The sequence below is a fragment of the Acidobacteriota bacterium genome, assembly GCA_016196035.1.
GTDB lineage: Bacteria > Acidobacteriota > Blastocatellia > RBC074 > RBC074 > JACPYM01.
Window position 1 is genome coordinate 1 of the sequence record JACPYM010000060.1, and the last position, 21,007, is coordinate 21,007.

General features: G+C 58.3%; 20 protein-coding genes and 1 pseudogene. 19 read left to right on the plus strand and 2 right to left on the minus strand.

Annotated elements, in window-relative coordinates; genetic code table 11:
• Positions 1 to 150: 150 nt before the first annotated feature.
• A complete protein-coding gene (locus tag HY011_18295; GenBank protein ID MBI3424891.1) occupies positions 151 to 1,095 on the minus strand; it encodes an aldo/keto reductase in 945 nt (314 codons plus the stop codon).
• A gap of 231 nt (positions 1,096 to 1,326) precedes the next feature.
• Between HY011_18295 and HY011_18300 the strand changes: the two genes are divergently transcribed.
• The 7 genes from HY011_18300 to HY011_18330 all read left to right on the plus strand — a co-directional run bounded on the left by HY011_18300 (position 1,327) and on the right by HY011_18330 (position 11,245).
• Positions 1,327 to 2,376 carry a hypothetical protein gene (locus tag HY011_18300; protein ID MBI3424892.1) on the plus strand — a complete coding sequence of 350 codons (1,050 nt, stop codon included), beginning with the start codon at positions 1,327 to 1,329 and terminating at the stop codon, positions 2,374 to 2,376.
• The gene (hemC, locus tag HY011_18305; protein MBI3424893.1) at positions 2,373 to 3,881 is read left to right on the plus strand and encodes a hydroxymethylbilane synthase; all 1,509 of its coding nucleotides are present in this window, start codon (positions 2,373 to 2,375) and stop codon (positions 3,879 to 3,881) included. Before HY011_18300 ends, hemC begins: the two co-directional genes overlap by 4 nt.
• A 45-nt stretch (positions 3,882 to 3,926) precedes the next feature.
• On the plus strand, positions 3,927 to 4,886 hold the full coding sequence (hemB, locus tag HY011_18310) for a porphobilinogen synthase (GenBank protein ID MBI3424894.1): 960 nt from the start codon (positions 3,927 to 3,929) through the stop codon (positions 4,884 to 4,886).
• Positions 4,887 to 4,907: 21 nt separating this feature from the next.
• Positions 4,908 to 6,200 (plus strand): glutamate-1-semialdehyde 2,1-aminomutase, encoded by a 1,293-nt coding sequence (locus HY011_18315; protein MBI3424895.1) that lies wholly within the window; start codon positions 4,908 to 4,910, stop codon positions 6,198 to 6,200.
• Positions 6,201 to 6,213: 13 nt separating this feature from the next.
• Entirely contained in the window at positions 6,214 to 7,557 is a 1,344-nt protein-coding gene (hemN, locus tag HY011_18320) for an oxygen-independent coproporphyrinogen III oxidase (protein ID MBI3424896.1), read from the plus strand.
• A 252-nt stretch (positions 7,558 to 7,809) separates the two neighbouring features.
• Positions 7,810 to 9,222 (plus strand): sulfatase-like hydrolase/transferase, encoded by a 1,413-nt coding sequence (locus HY011_18325; protein MBI3424897.1) that lies wholly within the window; start codon positions 7,810 to 7,812, stop codon positions 9,220 to 9,222.
• A 763-nt stretch (positions 9,223 to 9,985) separates the two neighbouring features.
• Positions 9,986 to 11,245: a hypothetical protein gene (locus HY011_18330; protein MBI3424898.1), complete on the plus strand. Its 1,260-nt coding sequence runs from the start codon at positions 9,986 to 9,988 to the stop codon at positions 11,243 to 11,245.
• A gap of 8 nt (positions 11,246 to 11,253) precedes the next feature.
• On the opposite strand, the gene HY011_18335 is transcribed toward HY011_18330, so the two are convergent.
• Positions 11,254 to 11,763 (minus strand): tetratricopeptide repeat protein, encoded by a 510-nt coding sequence (locus HY011_18335; GenBank protein MBI3424899.1) that lies wholly within the window; start codon positions 11,761 to 11,763, stop codon positions 11,254 to 11,256.
• A gap of 97 nt (positions 11,764 to 11,860) precedes the next feature.
• Between HY011_18335 and HY011_18340 the strand changes: the two genes are divergently transcribed.
• From HY011_18340 to purS, 12 genes and pseudogenes are all read left to right on the plus strand, one after another.
• On the plus strand, positions 11,861 to 12,646 hold the full coding sequence (locus HY011_18340) for a glucosamine-6-phosphate deaminase (GenBank protein ID MBI3424900.1): 786 nt from the start codon (positions 11,861 to 11,863) through the stop codon (positions 12,644 to 12,646).
• Positions 12,647 to 12,883: 237 nt separating this feature from the next.
• Positions 12,884 to 14,164, plus strand: a complete 1,281-nt coding sequence (locus HY011_18345; GenBank protein MBI3424901.1) for an insulinase family protein — start codon at positions 12,884 to 12,886, stop codon at positions 14,162 to 14,164.
• 188 nt (positions 14,165 to 14,352) lie between these two features.
• Entirely contained in the window at positions 14,353 to 14,784 is a 432-nt protein-coding gene (locus tag HY011_18350) for a hypothetical protein (protein ID MBI3424902.1), read from the plus strand.
• A 350-nt stretch (positions 14,785 to 15,134) separates the two neighbouring features.
• Entirely contained in the window at positions 15,135 to 15,395 is a 261-nt protein-coding gene (locus HY011_18355; GenBank protein ID MBI3424903.1) for a hypothetical protein, read from the plus strand.
• A 227-nt stretch (positions 15,396 to 15,622) separates the two neighbouring features.
• Positions 15,623 to 16,171 (plus strand): zinc ribbon domain-containing protein, encoded by a 549-nt coding sequence (locus HY011_18360; GenBank protein ID MBI3424904.1) that lies wholly within the window; start codon positions 15,623 to 15,625, stop codon positions 16,169 to 16,171.
• Positions 16,172 to 16,439: 268 nt separating this feature from the next.
• Positions 16,440 to 17,237, plus strand: coding sequence for an MBL fold metallo-hydrolase (locus HY011_18365; protein ID MBI3424905.1), 798 nt, complete (start codon positions 16,440 to 16,442; stop codon positions 17,235 to 17,237).
• A 26-nt stretch (positions 17,238 to 17,263) separates the two neighbouring features.
• Complete coding sequence (locus tag HY011_18370) at positions 17,264 to 18,445, plus strand: VWA domain-containing protein (protein MBI3424906.1); 1,182 nt, start codon at positions 17,264 to 17,266, stop codon at positions 18,443 to 18,445.
• Complete coding sequence (locus tag HY011_18375; protein ID MBI3424907.1) at positions 18,445 to 18,642, plus strand: hypothetical protein; 198 nt, start codon at positions 18,445 to 18,447, stop codon at positions 18,640 to 18,642. The genes HY011_18370 and HY011_18375 overlap by 1 nt, the downstream gene beginning before the upstream one ends.
• 31 nt (positions 18,643 to 18,673) lie before the next feature.
• Positions 18,674 to 18,922 (plus strand): type II toxin-antitoxin system Phd/YefM family antitoxin, encoded by a 249-nt coding sequence (locus HY011_18380; protein MBI3424908.1) that lies wholly within the window; start codon positions 18,674 to 18,676, stop codon positions 18,920 to 18,922.
• A pseudogene (locus tag HY011_18385) lies at positions 18,919 to 19,305 on the plus strand (type II toxin-antitoxin system VapC family toxin). The gene HY011_18380 and the pseudogene HY011_18385 overlap by 4 nt, the downstream one beginning before the upstream one ends.
• Positions 19,306 to 19,313: 8 nt before the next feature.
• Positions 19,314 to 20,654, plus strand: coding sequence for an adenylosuccinate lyase (locus HY011_18390; GenBank protein ID MBI3424909.1), 1,341 nt, complete (start codon positions 19,314 to 19,316; stop codon positions 20,652 to 20,654).
• A gap of 100 nt (positions 20,655 to 20,754) precedes the next feature.
• Entirely contained in the window at positions 20,755 to 21,003 is a 249-nt protein-coding gene (purS, locus tag HY011_18395; protein MBI3424910.1) for a phosphoribosylformylglycinamidine synthase subunit PurS, read from the plus strand.
• Positions 21,004 to 21,007 lie beyond the last annotated feature (4 nt).

Sequence of the window (21,007 nt, forward strand, 5' to 3'; positions counted from 1 at the left end):
GATATGCTTTCTACACACGGATGGTTGCGCTTGGGACTCCTTTCGAGTTTCGTCACCCAAAAGGATAACCCGCTACAACGCAATCATCCGTTTCTTTTTCAATGACCGAGCTTACCCACAAAATCCAGTGGGATCAGCAAAACTGAAATCTCAACCCAGATTTTCAAGCTCACTGACTTCATCCACGCTCAAGCGAAATTCCAGCGCGCCCCGAATGCCCGCCACTTGTTCGGCGCTACGCACGCCGACAATTGCGCCAGTCACCGCCGGGTTGTTCAACGTCCAGGCAATCGCCGCTTCGCCCGCCGTGCGCCCATGCCGCGCGGCAATCTCTTGCAGCTTGCCGGCCAACGCCAGATTGCGTGTCAGCAGCGGTTCTTGAAACTGCGGGCTGCGCGCGCGCCAATCGTCAGCCGCCAGCCCGGCAATACGTGCGCGCGTCATTGCGCCCGTCAGCAAGCCCGAACCCATCGGTGAATAGGCCAGCACGCCGATGTTTTCGGTCAGGGCGTAAGGCAATACCTCAGGTTCGTATTCGCGGCGAATCAGCGAATAGGGCGGTTGCAGGGAAGTGATCGGCGCAATGGCCTGGGCGCGTTGCAACTGGCTGACGTTGAAATTTGAAACGCCGATCCAGCGCACTTTGCCTTCCGCTTGCAGCTTGGTGCAGGCGGCCCAGCCTTCTTCCACTTGTTCATCCGGTTCCGGCCAGTGAATTTGATAGAGGTCAATCACGTCCGCGCGCAACCGGCACAGACTCGCCTCGCATTCCTGGCGGATCGAAGCGGCTTGCAATGATTTGCCGATCTGGCGCGCCGCGCTCCAGACGCGCCCGCATTTGGTGAAGACATAAGGCTTGGCCGCGCGCCCTGCCAGGGCTTGCGCGACGACTTCTTCCGAATGACCGAGTCCGTAAACCGGCGCGGTATCAATCCAGTTGATGCCCGCGTCGAGTGCGGCGTGAATGGCGGCAATGGAATCGCGGTCATCCTGTGCGCTCCAAGAGAAAGCCCAATCCGGGCCGCCCATCGCCCAGGCGCCGATGCCGACGGGCGTAATTTTCAGATCACTATTGCCAAGTTGGCGAAGTTGCATGTTTGCTCCAAATGTCTAGCCAAATGTCTAAATTGATGTTGATTCGCTTGGGAGTCAGGCGAAGCGCACCGCATGGGTGGCCGGGCCGCGCCGTTCACTTTACGCAACCGCAATGCGGTTTCCAAGCGTTCTGACGGTTCCCCTAGCTATTGCCGTCTGGAATTAGCGCACTGAAACGGGGCGGTTGTTTTTGCGCCGCAGTGGAAGGTCTGGCGGGCGCGTGATGGCCCAATGAAAAAGACTGATGACAAAGCGATGACACTTGAACGGCGGCGGCCCGCTATAATGGCGCTTATGCTGGACGAACTCAGGTTGTTGCACATCCCACGCGTGAGTGACGCCGCGCGCACCGACAACCAGCTTTGGCGGCAAGCTCTGCAATGGCAGACTTGTTTGCGGCGGTTGGTGATCTTGCATCAGGATGCTCTGCCATCCCACCTCAACCTCGGCTTCGACCCCAGGTTCGACCCCAAGTTCGACCCCAGGTTCGACCCCAGGTTCAACAAAGCTGGCGCTCGCCGGGAAATTTATCGCGCTGCCAGCGCTTATCAATTTCTGCTGGAAATCATTTGCGGGTTGCATTCGCCCCTGTTGGGCGAAACCGAAGTGCTGGGGCAGTTCCGGGAGTTTTATCTGGCCGCGCCTTTTCCTGAAAATCATTGGGGCAATTTTTTGCGGCAACTGACGGGCGATTTGTTGCGCGACGCTAAACGCATTCGCCGGCAATATCTGCAACATCTGGGGCATCGCTCGTATGGCAGCCACGCCAGTCAATGGTTGCACAGCTTGCCGGTGCTCGGTGTTCTAGGGGCGGGTCAATTGGTGGGCGAGTTAGCGCCCTGGCTGACGGCGCAAGCCACAGTCCGCGTGTTTGCGCGCAATCCGGCGCGCGCCGCCGCCGCTTTGGGCGAACAGCAAAATTTGCAAGTGCACGGCTTGTCCGACCACGCCACACCAGGCTGGCCGAACGCGCAAAGCGGTTTGATCATCGCTGCGCCACTCGCCGCGCAAGAAATCTATGCCTGGATCGAACGGCAAGGCGCGTCGTTCGCCCGCGTGCTCGATTTGCGCGGTGAGGCGGTGAATGATCCGCTGCCCAAAGCAGTGTTGGCTGGAACCGAAATCATGGCCTTACAAGAATTCTTCGCCGGCTTGAGGCAAGAGCGCCAACGCGGAGAAAAGCGCGCCACCCTGGCGCGCGTGGCGATTGCCCAAGCCGCCCAACGCCAGTTGCGGCAAACGCAATACCGACCGTATGGCTGGGAGGATTTGTGCGCGTGAGCACGGTCATCAGGATCGCGGCGCGCCGCAGCGTCCTGGCGCGCTTGCAAGCCGCGCTCGTGGGCGCGGCCTTGCAACAAGCGCAGCCAGACCTGACGATCAACTATCAGTTTCGCGCTTCCCTCGGCGATCAGCGGCCTGACGAACCGTTGTGGCAAATGCCTGAAAAAGGTGTGTTCACCGAAGATTTGCGCGCCGAGTTGTTGGCCGGGCGCTGCGATCTGGTCGTGCATTCGTGGAAGGATTTGCCCATCGAAGAGCATCCGCAAACCTGCCTTGCCGCCACGTTGCCGCGCGCCGATCAACGCGATTTGTTGTTGGTGAACGCCAAACGTTGGGAACGTGTGCGCGCGCATGGCAGCTTCGCCGTGCTGACTTCGTCGCCGCGCCGCGCCCAGAATTTGCGCGACTTGCTGCCCGCCGCCTTGCCCGCCTCCATCCGGCACCTCGAATTCAAACCCGTGCGCGGCAGCATTCAGACGCGCGTGGAGAAGCTGTTCACCGAAGACGCCGCAGGCCTGATCATCGCCAAGGCCGCGCTTGATCGGTTGCTTGAAACAGATGTCGTCGAATTCGCCGAGTCACGTGACGAGTTGCGCGCGGCGCTCGGCCAATGTCATTGGATGGTCTTGCCGTTGCGCTGGAATCCGACGGCGCCGGGACAGGGCGCGCTCGCCCTCGAAGCCCGCCGCGCGGACACGGATTTGCTCGCCCGCTTACAGGCAATCAATTGCGCTGAAACTTACGCCGCCGTCGAGCGCGAACGCGCGATCTTGCGTGCCCACGGTGGCGGCTGCCATCAGGCCATTGGCGCGAGCGTACTGCAACGACCTTACGGCGAAATCACCTTTGTGCGCGGCTTGCGCCAGGACGGTGAACCGTTGCAAACCGCAGCGTTGCGACCCGCGCGACCTTATCCGCCCAAAGTTGGCGCACAGGCGTTGTGGCCGTTGCGCCGCGAACAAAATCATTGGTTTGTGCGTGAGGCTCTGCCCGTGAGCGAGCCGCCGGGGCAGCCGCCGTTGTGGATTGCCAAAGACAGTGCGCTGCCAGCGGATTGGGTTGTGCCACCAACGCAATTGATTTGGGTGAGTGGCTGGGAGACGTGGCGCAAATTGGCCGCGCGCGGCATCTGGGTCAACGGCAGCGCCGAGGGTTTGGGTGAGCAGGAAAACCCGCGCATTGCGGCGCTGCCTGGCCGTGCGCCCGCATGGTTGAAGCTCACCCACGCTGAAAGCGATACGGCGGGCGGGATGAAAACCTTGGCAACGTACCGCTTATTGCCAGACGCCGCCGCGCCGACTTGGCAGCAATTCGAGCAAGTCGAATACTGTTACTGGTCGAGCGGGTCGGCCTTTCAACGCGCGCTGGAACTCTATCCGGCCTTGCGCAACCGCGTGCATTTTTGCGGGCCGGGCGCTTCGCCAGCTACGCTACGCGCGGCAGGCGTGGAACCGCACATCTGTCTTGACCATGAGCATTGGCTGGGAGCATTGGCTGGCTGAAATGCGGTCCGCTTGAAGCCGGCGAAACAACATTTGAGGGCGAATATGACCGAACGACTGATGCGCTTACGCGCCCACCGCCACCTCCGCGACCTGTGCGCTGAAACCGAATTCAACCGCGCACAATTGATTCAACCGCTCTTCATCGTTGAGGGCCTGGCGCACGACGAACCGATCACAGGCCTGCGCGGCACGGCGCGGCAATCCATTGAATCCGCCGTGCGCCAGGTCGCAAGCGATCTTGAAGCAGGTGTCACACAATTCATTCTGTTTCCCGTGCCGGGTGAAAAACGCGCGGATGGCTTCTCGCATACGTTTGCCCAAGCGGCGATCAGTGCGCTCAAAACGCGCTTCGGACGCGACCTGTGTTTGTGGATAGACACCTGCCTTTGCTCTTCCACCACGACCGGGCATTGCGCCGTGCTGGAAGGCGAACAGATCAATTTGAACAAAACGCTCAACGCCCTGGCGCAAGCGGCGCTGGCCTTTGCGCAAGCGGGCGCGGACGGCATCAGCCCGAGCGATATGATGGATGGCCGCGTCGCCCGCATTCGCGCAACCCTGGATGAAAACGGCTTTGCGCTGACACCGGTGATGAGTTACAGCACCAAATTCGCCAGCAATTTTTATGGCCCTTTTCGCGAAGCCGCTGACTCAGCGCCGCAATTCGGCGACCGGCGGCATTACCAACTCGATCCGCGCATGCGCAGCGCCGCATTAGCCGCGAGCGAGCGTTGCGCGGCAGAGGGCGCAGACCTGCTGATGGTCAAGCCCGGTCTAACCTCGCTCGATTTGATTCGCCCGATTCGCAAACGCACGGGCAAGCAGGTCGGCGCATATCAGGTCAGCGGCGAATACGCGGGGCTGTCACTGTTGGCCGAGCACGGCTTGCTCAACTTTGACGCGGCGCTGCTGGAAACCTGGCACGTCTTCAAACGCGCGGGCGCGCAATTCATCATCACGTATGGCGCACGCTATGCGAAGCGTTTGGGCATCGCCACGTAAGCAAGAGGATAGGCGGGAAATATGGTTGATCAAACTTCAGCACAGTACTTCGCCCGCGCGTTGCAGGTTGCGCCCGGCGGCGTGCATTCGCCCGTGCGCGCCTTCAAAAGCGTCGGCGGCACGCCCGTCTTTTTCCAAAGCGCACAAGGCGCACTGCTCACATCGGTCGAAGGCCGCGAATACATTGATTTTTGCCAGAGCTTCGGGCCGCTGCTGCTGGGACATCGCGACCCCGACGTGAGCGCCGAAGTGCACGCCGCGATTGAGACGGCATGGAGTTTCGGCGCGTGCGAACCCTATTCGCTGGCGCTGGCCGAATGGATTACGGCGCGCTTGCCATGGGTAGAAAAGCTGCGCTTTGTTTCTTCCGGCACCGAAGCCGTGATGAGCGCCTTGCGCGTGGCGCGCGCCGCCACGGGCCGCCAGCGCGTGCTGAAGTTTGAAGGCTGCTATCACGGCCACGCGGACGCCTTGCTGGTCAAAGCGGGCAGCGGTCTGGCGGGCGTGGCGGCCAGCACGAGCGCGGGCGTATCCGAAGCCGTCGCCAGCGAGACGCTGGTCGCGCCGCTCGATGATGACGCGGCACTGGAAGAAGTCTTTGCCACCTACGGCCACGAGATCGCGGTCGTGGTTATCGAACCACTGCCGGCCAATTATGGCTTGCTGCTGCAACGGCCTGAATTTCTGAGCAGGCTCGCGCAACTCGCACGGCAGCATGGCGCGCTGTTGTTGTTTGATGAAGTCATCTCCGGCTTTCGCGTGGCGCGCGGCGGCATGGTTGAAATGCTGGGCCTCACACCCGATCTGGTTTGTTACGGCAAGATCATCGGCGGCGGTTTCCCGGTGGGCTGTTATGGCGGGCGGCGCGCTTTGCTCGACCTCGTGGCGCCGAGCGGGCCGGTCTATCAGGCGGGCACATTGAGCGCGAATCCGGTCGGCATGCGCGCGGGCTTGGCGACGCTGCAAAAAGCTGAGCACCTCAACGTGTGGGCGCAGTTGGAAACAAAGACCGCGCAATTTTGCGCTTGGCTCAACGGGCAATTCAGCGAACGCAGTTTGCCATACGAGATGACATACGCGGCTTCGTTGTTCTGGCTGCGGGGGCAAACGGCTGCGCCGATTCGCAGCATCGCGCAGATTCCAGCCGAACACAGCGCCAAGTTCGCGCGCATCTTTCACGCGGCCCTGGCCCACGGCGTTTATCTTGCGCCGAGCGGTTATGAAGTCGGGTTCGTTTCGCTGGCGCATACAGACGCCTTGCTGGAACGCGCCGCGCAAGTTTTGCTGGAGGCCGTCAGCGCCGCGCAGGCGTAAGCGCAAATTTGCGATGAACGATCTATTTGCCAAATACGACATCCCCGCGCCGCGCTACACCAGCTATCCGACCGTGCCGTTTTGGAGCGAATCCCCGACGACCGAACAATGGTTGCAGGAATTGGAAAGCGCCTTGCAAGACGAACGCGCGACGTGGGCCATTTATTTGCACCTGCCTTTTTGCGAAACGCTGTGCACCTTTTGCGCTTGCAACACCGTCATCACGCGCGATCACGGACGCGAGGAAACTTACCTTGAACTGTTGCGGCGCGAATGGTCGCTTTATCGCGAACGCTTGCCGCAATTGGCCGCGCGCCCGTTGCGGCAATTACATCTGGGCGGCGGTTCGCCCAATTTCTTTGCGCCTGAAAACCTCAAGCGCATGCTGACGCCGCTGCTGACCGAAACGCAGTTGGACAAAGAGCATTTCGACGCTTCGCTTGAAGTTGATCCACGCCACACGACGCTTGAGCAGTTGCGCACGCTGGCCGAACTCGGCTTCACGGGCATTTCACTCGGCGTGCAGGACTTCAACGAAGAGGTGCAAAAGCTGGTCAATCGCCACCAGCCGTTCGTGCTGACGCAACGCCTGACCGAACAAGCGCGCGCGTTGGGCTACACGTCCGTCAATTACGATTTGATCTACGGCCTGCCGCGCCAGACCTTGGCGAGCATTGCAGCGACAATCCGGCAAACCATCGAGTTACGCCCCGACCGCATCGCGCTTTACAGCTTCGCGCTGGTGCCGTGGATCAAACCCACGCAGCGCGGCTACAAAGACGAAGATTTGCCGACGGCGGACGAGAAACGCGCCTTGTATGAACTTGCACGCCAGATGTTGCTGGACGCGGGCTACCTTGAAATCGGCCTGGATCATTTCGCCTTGCCGCACGATGCCTTGAGCGTGGCGCAACGCGGCAACGGCTTGCATCGCAACTTTATGGGTTATACCGAGGCGCGCACGAACGTGCTGTTGGGCATGGGCGTCAGCGCCATTTCAGAGACGCCGACCTGCTTTCACCAAAACGAAAAGGCCTTTCCGGTTTACGAGCGGCGCTTGCAAGCGGGCGAGTTGCCGACGCTGCGCGGTCATTTGTTGAATGCTGAAGATCAGGCGCGGCGCGAACAGATTCTGCAATTCATGACGCAATTCAAAGTCGTACTGACTGAAGAGCAGGAAGCCGCCGCGCCGCAATTCCTGCAACCGCTTTTTGAAGATGGTTTGGTCGAGTTGCACGCGCGCGAATTGCGGCTGACCGAACGCGGGCGGCCTTTCCTGCGCAACGCGACGATGTTTTTTGACGAACGCTTGCGGCGGCGGCGACCCCAAACCCGCACCTGCTCGCAGGCGCTGTGAGCAAAGACTGACGCAACGCGCCCGCTCCGTTGGCGAAACTGCTCGAACGCGCGCCGCAAGCCGCAATTCAAATGCAGGAGCAGCGCAACCATGAGCGGCGTCTTGTTGCTGAATTTGGCTAACCCGGCAACGTCTGACCGCCAGTCTATGCTGGCGCTGGGGCAAGCTGTATTTTGACAAGCGCGGCAGCTTGCGCCAGATTGGCGCGGCAGTACGCCGTACTTGCTAATCCAATCTCAACAGGTGAATCGCATGAACGTCAAAGGTCTGGTCAGCAGTCTGCTGCTGGTTTTGTCTGCCGCGCCGGTGTGGGCGCAAACGGGCGCGCGTTACAACTTGATTTCCATCGTGACCGACGATCAGGCGCGCTGGTCAATCGGCGCGTATGGCAACCGCGAGTCGCGCACGCCGAATATGGATCGGCTGGCGCGCGAGGGGGCCAAATTTCTGAATGCTTTTGTCGCCACGCCGGTCTGTTCGCCCAGCCGCGTCGCGTTCATGACCGGCTTGTATGGCACGCAGGTCAATATCACCGATTGGATTGCGCCGAATGAAGACGCCGCCGGGTTGGGTTTGCCCGCCTCGGCGATGACCTGGCCAGAGGTGCTGCAACGCAATGGTTATCGCACGGCGCTGCTGGGCAAATGGCATCTGGGATCGCAAGCGCAGTTTCATCCGACCAAACGCGGCTTCGATGAATTTTATGGTTTTTTGGGCGGCGGCAATACGCCCATGAATCCGACGCTGGAAGTGAATGGCAAGGAGAGCAAGCTGTCAGGCTCGTTGCCGGATTTGCTGACCGACGAAGCGCTGCGCTTTGTCGTGGCAAACCAGGCGCGGCCCTTCGCGTTGTCCTTGCATTTCCGCGCGCCGCATACGCCTTATGCGCCGGTGCCCGAAGTGGACAGCGAGCCGTTCAAGACGCTTGATCCGACCATTCCCGATTTCAAGGGCTTGGACGTGGCGCAAACCAAACGCTTTTACCGCGAGTATTACGCCAGCATTCATTCGGTAGACCGCAATCTGGGACGGTTGCTTGACGAGTTGGACAAGCTTGATCTGACGCGCAAGACCATCGTGCTGTTCACCAGCGACCACGGTTACAACATCGGCCAGCACGGCATTCACACCAAAGGCAACGGCTACTGGATGCTGGGCGGCGGCAATGGGCCGACCCGCCCGAATATGTGGGATACATCGCTGGCGATTCCGCTGCTCGTGCGCTGGCCGGGCGTGGTCACGCCGGGCCGCGAAGTTGCCGAAATGGTCGTCAACTTGGACACCTTTGCCACAGTGCTGGGAATGTTGGGGCTGCCCATGCCGAACGGCGTGCGGCAGGAAGGCCGCGATTTCGCGCCCCTTTTGCGCGGGCAGAAAGTCGAATGGCGCAATGAAATTTTTGGGCAATACGATCTGCACAACGGCGGCCTGGCGTTTATGCGCATGATCCGCACCAGCGAGTGGAAACTGGTGCGGCATCATCATGCCAACCAACTGGACGAGTTGTACGACTTGAAAAACGATCCGGGCGAGACGCGCAATCTTTACGGCAATGCGAACCAGCGCGCCGTGCGCGACGAATTGCAACGCCAGTTGACGGCTTGGCAGCAAAGCATCAGCGATCCGCTGTTGCGCGAGAAAGCGCGGTTGGTGATCGAACGTTAGCCTGTTTGTAGCCGTCAAAAAAAATCTCTTCCTGTAAATTTTTCGATGACAATGTAGGGGCAACCTGCGTGTCTGCCCCGGTGGCTTTTGCGTCCTTTGATGCCGTCTGCTGCCACCGGGGCAGACATGCAGGTGTCCTTGTCATTACCCACATTTTTCCAGTTTCCTGGTCTTTGATTTCAGGGACGGCTCCTGCTCTTCGCCCCAGCGGGGCGGGATGTTTATAGCATTCAGGCCAAAATCACCCCCAAGCTCCAGCGGAGCGACATCTGTCAGATGTCGCTCCGCTGGAGCTTGGGAAACAACGAACGCCCAAGCTATAAATATCCGGCTCCTCCGGAGCCAAGAGAGGCGCCACTTTTCTCAAAGAAACCTCGAAAATTCTGGCTTCGAGCCAAATCAAAAAATGTGGGTAATGACAAGGCAGGTGTCTGCCCCTACATTGTCATCACCGGATTTTTTACAGGAAGAAAAATCTTTGCCCGGACTGGCGGGTTCACGCGGCGTTTAGCGCTTTATTGAATGAGGGTGCAGCAACGGCCTGCGCGCGCGTGGTAAACGCCGTTCACACTTTGACCGAAAATTTTGAGACCGGCGGCGTGTGCGCCGCGTCTATGTTTGTGGCCCGCAAAATTTGCCGGTTTCTTTGCACCTCAAGTTTCTTTCATCAGGCTTTCACGCCTCCCCCAAAGGGCTAGCGAGCCAGTGTCAGGCGTCCCTAGCGGTTGGGTTTCAGTCTGCCAGTTCATTTCAAGTCAAAATTATGAAAGTGTCATTCACGCAGCAATTCGTGTTTGTACTCCTCACCTTACTTCTTACGCCACTGGGCAGCCAGCCGTTGCTGGCGCAAGTGAATCGCCCGCGTGTGACCGTCTTGCCCGGCGAGCCGTTGCGCCTGCCCGGCGGACGGTTGCCCGAAGCCGGGATCGAAGACGGCATTGATTGCAACAGCCCTTTGCATTGGGATGCGGCGGGCAATCTTTATCTTTTCGCTTCGGTGCAGCATCCCTTTCGCAGCGAGGGCATCGGCCTGTTGGGCCTCATCGAAAAGGCTGAATTGCCGCTTTCGACCTCGATTCACTCGGATTTTGAATTGGTTGGCGGCATGTGGCTGGAAGCGACCTATCGCGACGAAGACGGAACGTTGTATGGCTGGTACCACAATGAAATCTCTGCCGGTTGCGAGAATGAATTTCTGACCGTGCCCCGCATCGGCGCCCTGATCTCGCACGATGAAGGCGTGACCTGGGAAGACCTGGGCATCGTGTTGCAAGCACCAACGGAATCGTTCAACTGCGGCACCCAGAATTTCTTTTTTGCCGGCGGCAACGGCGATTTCACGGTACTGCTCGACCGGAACAAGGAATATTTTTATTTCTATTACGGCTCGTATGATAGCCAGGTTGACGAGCAGGGAATTTGTGTGGCGCGTCAGCGCTATGAGGATCGCAACGAGCCGGTCGGCAAAGCCTGGAAATGGCGCGACGGCGCTTGGGGTGAGCCGGGGTTGAATGGGCGCGGGACGCCGTTTATAGCCGTCAACACGGATTGGCATAGCGCGGAGCCGGATGCGTATTGGGGGCCGTCGGTGCATTACAACAGCTATCTGGAACAGTATGTGATGTTGCTCAATCACGCGCTGGATTCGCGTTGGTATCAGGAAGGGGTTTATCTCAGCTACAACCGCGACCTCACCGACCCTTTGGGCTGGAGCACGCCAGAGCGTTTGCCGCTCGACCCCGAAGGCCGCGCTTATCCGCAAGTCATTGGCCTGAGCGAAGGCGAAACCGACAAACTGGCCGGGCGGTCGCCGCGTTTATTCATCCAAGGTGATTCGTTGTGGCAGCTAGATTTCAAACATCCCGGCGAACCGGACAGCCCCGCCCCCCTACGTGAACCCTCTGAAACACGCAATATGCCCGAACGCTTTCCCGGGTTCAGATCGGCGCTTACGGATTTACCGGCAAGGATAAATCTTGGCATCCAAACGGGCAGGTTGCGCGGACGGCACGGCGTGTTTTAAAAGCATGCTCAATTCAGCTTGGTCTGCAAGCGCCGGAACGCCAGCAAGGCTTGTTTGTAATTGTGGTTCAACTCGTAGGCTTCTTTGTACAAGTTCATGGCCCGCATCTCATCGCCGAGCTTTTCATACACCCGCGCCAAATTGAAGCGCGGATAAAACGGGCATTCATAGCGGCGCGCGTCAAAGGCTCGGCGCAACCAGGGAATCGCGTCGAAGTAATTGGCCTGCTGAATCAGATACGCGCCAATGTCGTTGTAAGGGTTGCCGTAATCCGGGTCAGTCTCAATGGCTTTGTGGCATTCGGCGATGGCGGCGTCGAGGTCGCCTTGAAAACTGTAAGCCCAGCCGCGAAACGTATAGGCCTCGGCGGTCGGATGGATTTCGAGGGAGTGCGTGTAAAGTTCAAGCGCTTCGGCCAGGCGGCCTGCTTGTTGCGCCGCATGGCCGCGCTCCCACCAGCGCAACGCTTCGGCGCGTAACTCTTCCAGTTCTTCTTCAAAAACAAAATCAGCAAACATCTTGGTTCCTTGCATTGTGTTGCGCCGCTGCTCAAAATCGCCAGCGCGCGCCAGGTACATTGTCAAAATCACCCCCGCGCGGTCAAACGAGAAGCCTATGGAAATTCCGATCACCGGTTTACTGCATCAGTTTCGCGCGGATCAATTGAATGTTTACGTTTATGAAACTCGTGCGCAAATGGGCGCGGCGGCGGCGGCGGCGGTCGCGGCTGAATTGCGCCGGTTGATTCGGGAGCGCCAACGCGCCATCGGCATTTTTGCTGCGGCACCGTCGCAGAACGAGTTTCTGGCTGCGTTGGTCGCCACGCCGGACATCGAATGGACGGGCGTGATCGCCTTTCATCTGGACGAATATCTGGGTTTGGATGAAGAGGCGCCACAATCCTTCCGCCACTATTTGATTGAGCGGCTGGTCAAGCGCGTGCCGCTGGCTGAATTCCACGGTTTGCGCGGCGAGGCGGCCAATCCGGCGGCGGTTTGCGCCAATTACGCGGCGCTGCTGGCCTTCAAACCGCCCGATTTCGCAGCGCTGGGCATCGGCGAAAACGGCCACTTGGCGTTTAACGATCCGCCTGTCTGTGATTTCAATGATCCCGAAACAGTGAAGATTGTCGAACTGGATGAAGCTTGCCGCCAACAGCAAGTGAATGATGGCTGCTTCCCCACGTTGGACGCTGTGCCGCGCCGCGCCTTGACGCTGACGATTCCGACGTTGATGGCCTGCGCGAAACTGTTCCTGAGTGTGCCGGGGCCGCGCAAGCAACAAGCCGTCAAGAAAACGTTGCAAGGGCCGATCACGACGGGCTGCCCGGCTTCGATCCTGCGTATGCACAAAGATGCGCATCTGTTTTTGGATCAGGAAGCCGCGACGTTGGCGCTGTGAGAACTTCCGCCGCACCTGATTCCCGGCTCCTGATTCCTGACTCCTGATAGTCAAAAAATCAGCCGCGCTTTTCCAGCGATCAGGAATCAGGAATCAGGAGCCGGGAATCGGCACGCGTCCGCTTGTTCGATGTTCACTCAATTTTGCAACGACCGAGACTGGGCGTCTTTTGGCGCATTTTTGCGGCTGAACACAGCGGTTGCACAACCATTTTGCGGCAAGTAAACTCCGTCGCCTATGTGGGTAAAGCAGCAATTCGATCTTCGGAAAACAACGCTCGACAACGGGCTGGTCGTGCTTTCAGAGCAGATGCAGCACACGCGCGCGGTCAGCTTCGGCGTTTTTTTGCGCACCGGTTCGCGCTACGAAACCGCCGAGCAGAACGGGCTAACGCACTTTCTGGAACACGCCCTCTTCAAAGGCACGCGCAAACGCTCGGCCTTGCAGATTGCCAAGGACGCCGACGTGCTGGGTGGCAATCTGAACGCCTTCACGGGCCGCGAGATCGTCGGCTTTCACAACGAGGTCGTGGACGAAGACTTGTTGGGCGGTTTTGAATTGCTGGCCGATCTGGTGACCGCGCCCGCCTTCGATCCCGCCGAACTGGACAAGGAACGCAACGTCATCCTCGAAGAAATCAAGATGACCGAAGACACGCCGGACGACATTCTGTTTGACGTGTTCTTCGAGAATTTCTACCCCAATCATCCGCTGGGCCGCCGTGTATTGGGCACGCCCGAAACCGTGGCGACATTCCGCGATGAGCGGGTCGCCAGTTATTACGAGGATTTGTTCAGCCCGGAAAACGTCGTCTTGGCCGCCGCCGGCAATCTCAAACACGAACAGGTGCTGGAACTGGCCCAGCAGTATTTTGGCGCCTTGTCTAAGCGCCACGCCGCCGTGCCCGCGACCGCGCCGCCGCCCACGCCGCACATCACCTTGCGCCGCAAGAAAGAACTGGAGCAATCGCATCTGGTGCTGGGTGTGCCGTGCCCGTCGTTGCTGAGCGAAGAGTTTTACACGACCGGCTTGCTGACAATGATTCTGGGCAGCGGCATGAGTTCTCGTCTGTTTCAATCGGTGCGCGAAGAGCGCGGCCTGGTTTATGACGTGTATGCTTCGGCCAATCAGTTTCAGGACACGGGCTTCTTTCAGATTTACGCAGGCACCTCGCCCGACCGGCTGACCGAGACGATCAACGCGATCATGGCCGAGTTGAAACGCTTGAAAAACGAACCCGTCAGCGCCGATGAATTGCAACGCACGCGCGGCCGGATGCGCGCCTCGCTGATTTTGAGCCTGGAAGATTCCGGCTCGCGCTTGAGCGCGATGGCCGGTAACGAGATCGTCGAACGCCGCTTCATCCCGCTGGAAGAAACCGTCGCGCGCATCGAAGCCGTCACCGCCGAAGACGTACAGCGACTGGCGCAAGAGCTGTTTCGGCCTGAAGCCTTTGCAGTCACGGCATTGGGCAATCTGAAAGGCTTCAAGTTCAAACGCGCGCAGCTTGAATGCTGATGAGTTGCGCGCGCGGCGCTGACTGGACAGAGATTGCCTACAAGAGGCAATCTCTCTGTTCGTCAAATACATAAAGAGTTTGGTACATCAAGCGAATAGCAATCCACTTGATTGGTCAAAGCTGGGGAGGCATGGAAGGCATAACTGAGACTGATCAATCATGAACCTAACCCATCATTGGAGGAATAATGGCAAGCGAAATTGCAGGGCCTTTTATATCAGCGGCTGTGCTATGCCACATGGTCATCGAAGAGAAAGATGGTGTAAATAGCATTATCAGGATGGTTGACCGGCTGATTTTTACTGTCTCTGGTGAAGCACCTGAAGAAATGCCGTCAATTCCTGTCAACAACCTAGTTTTGTTTTTGGGTTTCAAGTCGGGTTTAGCCAGAGACAGTTACTTAATAAAGCTTACTTTATCTTCGCCTAGCGGAGAGGAAACTAATCAGGCGTCCTTCACTGCCTTATTTGAAGGGGAAGAGCGCGGGGTGAATGTTAAGCTTCAACTGAATTTGGAGATCAAAGAAGAAGGACTCCACTGGTTCAATGTCTACCTGCACGATGACCTTGTCACGAAAGTACCTTTGCGAGTGATCTATCACCGAGTCTTACAGGGGTAGAGATAGCTATTGAAGCTGAACTTGTCCCTGTTGCGATGAAAACCTTATTGCTTCCAGTCACCAACTTTGTAGTGAAACTTCTGACCAGTGGTATGAGTTCCTTTTTTAGCTCATCGTCAGGTAGGTGACCACTATGGTTTTCCGCAAAAGCCAATTCAATCGTGTAGACCAGTTGTCTCAATTTCTCATCAGGCGATTGGTCAATGTCCCACGTAGCCGCTATCAACCATTCTTGAAATTGCTGCTTTGTGAGTTTTCCAGCGAGATAGATTGCTAATTTTGATCTGATTTCAAGGTCTGTCATGAATAGTTACCCCTTATATCCAGTCAGTGATAAAGAGTTACGTGAGATGTTTAATAACGGTCAGTTTTGGGAAAAAGTTCAGCAAGGAGAGATGACCGCAAAAGTACTAAAAGACCGTCACCCCTCTTTGCCTTTAGCCAATGAGCCATTTTGCACGCGCAGCCAACTGGTCGCCTACTTTAATGATCAAAACGAAAGAGTTGCTCTTGTTCATCAATATCTAAGAACGGATGGGACAATCGGCGCGAGCGGGCGACCTGATCCTAAAAGGCTCCTACTCAACGGCATTCTCTACGCTGTATTGTGACAGCCGAGTTGAATCCTTACAAGCCAGATGCTTAGGCGTGGTCATCACCGCAGCAGACGTGCAACGGCTGGCGCACGAGCTTTTCCAACCTGCCGCCTTTGCCGTCACGGGCTTGGGAAATCTGAAAGGCTTCAAGTTCAAACGCGCCCAGTTGGTGTGTTGACGAACTGGGCGGCACGCGTGAACGTAGGAAGAGGCGTCACCCGCTCACCGAATGGAGGAACACGATGTATTGCCCAAACTGTGCCGCTCAAGTGGATGGCATGAAGTTTTGCCGCAAGTGCGGCGCGAATGTCAGTCTGGTGCCACAGGCTTTGACCGGCCAATTGCCGACCGCGCCCCCAGCCGAACCGTTGATCGGTTTAGTGTATGACCGCCGGGGTCGCCGTCGGCACAATCGGCCATTGAGTATGGAAAGCGCCGGCAAAGAGTTTTTCGGCGGCCTGGGGTTTTTATTCTTGTCACTGGCGATTTGGCAATTTTTCCCAGGGGGCAAATGGTGGTGGTTCTGGATGCTGATTCCGGCTTTCGGCGCAATGGGCAAGGGGATTGGCCAGTATCTTTCCTTGCGAGAGCAACCACGCCAATTTGCGCCGCCGCCCAGCTATAACGTCCCCGTACCCATGCCGCCTGCCTCTCCGCAACCGCAACTCCCTGTGCCCACCACTTCCGAACTCAAGCTGCCCGAACAAGCTGTGGGCGCACCGCAAAGCATCACCGAACACACCACCCGCCACCTGGACGCCGCCCCGCGCCGTGAGTCTGAGCGCACTTGAAAAGGGAAGTGCTCTGCGCACGCGTAGCGCAACCCGCCGAGGTTGCGCGGCTTCATCAACTACGACCAGGGCTTCAATTGGCGCCGGCGCTCGACAGATGAAGCGGCGCAACCTCGGCGGGTTGCGCTACGCGTGCCAAGCCGCCCGGTTTTGTCACGCCGTCTTTGTCCGAAGTTCGGATGCAAGGCTCGGTTTGTGAGCGTCGCAAACCGTATGCTAGGATGCGCGCCTATTTGAACAGACCACTCTGTCCTTCACCCTTCAATCAATGCGCATTTGCATCCTGAGCAGCGGGAGTTCCGGCAATGCGACCCTGCTGGTCGCGGGTGAAACCCGTGTGCTGGTGGATTGCGGCCTGAGCGGGCGCGAAACCATCAAACGTCTGCAAGCCGTCGGCGAAGACCCTGCCAAACTCGACGGCGTCGTCATCACGCACGAACACGGCGACCACGCGCGCGGCCTGTCGGCGTTGTGCAAAGCGCTGAACGTGCCCATTTATGTCGCCGATGCCACACTGGTGGCCTGTAAGCTCGGCGACAAGCAACCGCTGGTGCGGCGCGGCGAAGCCATCTGCTCAACGCAAGATTTCCAAATCGGGGCGTTCCGGTTCAGTCCCTTTGCAATCCCGCACGATGCCGCTGACCCGCTGGCTTTCACGGTCGAAGCGAATGGCTGCAAGCTGGGGATGGCGGTGGATTTGGGCTACATCAACGCGCTGGCGGCGGAGCGCTTTCGCGGCGCCGATGCGTTGATCATCGAAGCCAACCACGAGATCGAAATGTTGCGCGCTTGCACCTATTACCCCTGGGCGTTGAAGCAGCGCATTCTGAGTCGTGTGGGCCATACCTCGAATGACGAGATGGCGCGATTTTTACGTGATGATTTCGACGGCAAGGCGGCGCATATCGTGTTGGCGCATCTGTCGCAAAACACCAATCATCCTGAAATCGCCCGGCTGGCCGCGATTCAGGCTTTGCAGGAACGCGCGCCGCTGTTTAGCGCCGACGCCGAACGGCGCGTGCGCATCGCGCGATACGGCGCGCCGAGCGAGTGGATTGAGTTGTGATGATTGAGTGCAGGAGAGCAGGCGAGATGAAGAGCAAGAGAGGTAAGAACCCAGTTGTCATCGGCTGTCTCGCTGTCTCGCTGTTGAGCTGCCTCTTTGTTCCTTTTCTGCGGCCACTCACCAGCCGCGCCCAATCTGGCCGCAAACCGCAACAACAGCCTGGTCAACAGCCGGCTACTGAAAAGCCTATTGCGCGCATCGAAACCAAAGAGGTCATCGTTCCTCTGAGCGCCTACGACGCGGAAGGCAAACTGGTCAGCGATCTCGAACCCAAAGATGTGTTGGTGTTGGAAGACGGCGAACCGCGTCCGGTCAGTTACATACGCCACGAACCCGCCAACATCGTATTGATGCTCGACCTGAACAACGAACTCGGCACCTTCAAAAACGGCACGCACATCCGTTCCCGTTCAGAAGCGGAGAAAGAAGCCGCGAGCGCAGACAAGCAAAAGCCTATGTGGCATCAGCAAGGCGAGTATCAAATTGTGGCGCGTCCGGCGACGCGCGAATTCGCCGACAATCTCGTCAAGAAGCTTTCGCCCGCCGACAGCCTGGCGATCATTCAATACGCCGACAAAGTGCAACTCGTGCAGGACTGGACGAGCGATGGCGCTGAGGCGTTGCGCGCCTTGCAGGCGAAATATCGCATCGGCTTGAAAGGCCGCTATTACGACGCGCTCAAGCTGGCCGCCGAGAAACTCGAAGAACGCAAAACCGGGCGCCGCATCGTCATTCTCATCAGCGATGGTTTGGATTCGGCCAGCAAGACGAATCGTCAACAGGCGATCAACGCGCTCGCCCGCGCGCAGGCGACGCTTTACATCGTCGGTTGGGCCGAAGTCTTGCGCGAAGAGATCAGCATCGCGTTACAGCGCGTGAAAGCCAATGCGCCGGCGGGTATTGATTTGCTGGGCAACGCGCGCAAACGCATCGAGGAATTGCAACGCTATCAACGCCTGCTCGAAGGCGCCGCGATCCAGTTGCGCGATTTGGCCGAGACGACGGGTGGCGAATGGCTAGAGCCGCCGAATTATGACGAACTGGTGAATTCGCCCCGGCGCATCGCCGCTGAAATCGGCGCGCAATACAGCCTGGCCTTTATCACCGAGACGCGCCCGAGCCTGGACAACACGCGCGCCATCGAAGTGCTGGCTGCGCGTAAAGGCCTGACTGTGCGCTCGCGGCGCAGTTATTGGGTGGGAGAGTGATGAGCGACGAGAAACAGCAATTGGCGAAAGCCTATCGTCGTGCCAGCTTTGCCCTGGGCGCGACGGCGCTGCTGTGGACGCTCGCCTTTTTGTTGGTGGCGCGCGCCGAAACTGAAAGGCCGAATTGGGTGATTCCGATTGGGGCGGCGGCGTTGAGCGTGTTGTGCTGGTCGCTGTATCAGAAAGCCAAAGATTGATTTCAACCAAGTGAGCTTTGATAATGCCGCTATGAGTACGATTACTGTAGATGAACTAGAACGTACTGGCATGAGTTGGCTGCAACGCATCGCGGCAGGCGAAACGCTGCTGGTAATGCGAGCGGGCGAGCCTGTGGCAGAAATTAAACCAGTGGCGGCACCTGAGGCGGAACCTGGGCAATTGCGCCCGTATGGTTTGGCCGCGGGGGAATTTGTCGTGCCGGATGATTTTGACGACCCCTTACCTGATGAATTGCTAGACGCCTTTGAGGGAAGATGAAGCTCTTGCTGGATACGGACCTCTTCCTTTGGTTCATCAACCGGGACGCACGCTTGCCAGCCAAAATGCGCGACGCGATTCGTGAGCCGGGCAATCAAACGTATCTGAGCGTCGTTTCGTTTTGGGAGATCAGCATCAAATATCAAATCGGCAAGCTGCCTTTGCCGCAAGCGCTAGAGCAATACATTCCAGCGCAGCGTCGGCAGCACCAAATCAACGACTGACAACTTGATGAAATCAGTGTTGCGCAATTGGCGAGCTTGCCGTTAGTGCACCGCGATCCCTTTGACCGAATGTTGGTTTGCCAGGCATTGGCCCACAGCCTGACACTGATGACAATTGATCCTGTTTTTAATTCATATCCTACTGCGATTTTTCAATAAACCTAAAGATGATTAAACGCTACACCCTGCCCGCAATGGGCGCGATCTGGACGGAAGAAAACCGTTTCCAAAAATGGCTCGAAGTTGAAATTGCCGCCTGTCAGGCCAATGCTGAAGCGGGCAACATTCCCGGCGAGGCCGTGCTCGTCATCAAAGAGAAAGCCAAATTCTCGGTCGAGCGCATTCACGAACTCGAAAAGACGCTGGACCACGATGTCATCGCCTTCACGACCAATCTGGCCGAGCACATCGGCCCTGAGGCGCGCTGGGTGCATTACGGGCTGACTTCGTCTGACGTTGTGGACACGGCCAATGCGCTCTTACTGGTCGAAGCGGGCGATTTGATTTTGGCCAAGCTGCAACGCTTGAGCGACGTGCTGAAAGAGCGCGCGTTGGAGCACAAAGACACGCCGATGATTGGCCGCACGCACGGCGTGCACGCCGAACCGACGACGCTGGGGCTGACTTTCGCGCTTTGGTACGAAGAGAACCGGCGCAACATTGATCGTATGACGCGCGCGCGCGTCGGGGTCAGTTACGGCAAACTTTCAGGCGCGGTCGGCAGCTTTGCCCATCTCGACCCTGACATCGAAGAGCGCGTTTGTTTCCTGCTCGGTTTGCGTCCGGCCAGCGTTTCGACGCAGGTGATTCAACGCGACCGTTATGCCGAATTCGTCTCGGTGCTGGCGATCATCGCCTCGTCCATCGAAAAGTTCGCGCTGCAAATCCGCCACTGGCAACGCACCGAAGTCCGCGAGGCGCTGGAGTATTTCAAGCCCGGCCAGAAAGGCTCTTCGGCGATGCCGCACAAACGCAATCCAATTCTCTCCGAACGGCTGTGCGGCATGGCCCGCGTCGTGCGCGGCTACGCGCTGACGGCCTTTGAAAACAACGCGCTCTGGCACGAACGCGACATCTCGCATTCGTCCGCCGAACGCGTCATCCTGCCCGACGCCTGCATCGCGGTGGATTACATGCTGGCGAAGGCGGCCTCGCTGATCGAAACGCTGGTCGTCAACCAAGACCAACTGCTCGCCAATCTGAACCTCACGCGCGGCATCGTTTTTTCGGGCCAGTTGCTGCTAGCGCTCGCCAGCGCGGGCGTCGCGCGCGAAGAGGCGTATTACTGGGTGCAACGCAACGCGCTGCAATCGTGGGACGAGGGGCTGGATTTCCGCGCGCTGGTCAAACAGGACGCCGACATCGCGGCGCGGCTGACGGCAGAACAGATTGAAAAGGCGTTTGATGTGCGACTGATGCTGAAAAACGTAGACCGCGTCTTTGAGCGGGTGTTTGGCGGAGGGATTACCAAATACAGCGGCGCGCTGCCGTTGAATCAGGACACATGAGATTGGGACGGTACCGCGCGCGTCAGCAAGCGGCTCTTAGCTAGAGTGTCCGCTTGCTGACGCGCGCGGTACCGTCCCGACGTAGCAAAGGAAAAATATAATGTTGGCAAAAGTGTATGTGACATTGAAAACCGGCGTGCTTGACCCGCAAGGCAAGGCGATTCACCACGCCGCCTCGACCATCGGCTATCAGGGCATTGACGACGTGCGGCAGGGTAAGTATTTCGAGGTCAAACTCGACGCGACGCTGGACGAAGTGACGGCCAAAACACAGATCGAAAAGTTTGCGCACGATGTGTTGGCAAACCCCGTGATTGAGGATTACCGGGTTGAGTTGGTACGGCAATAGCTAG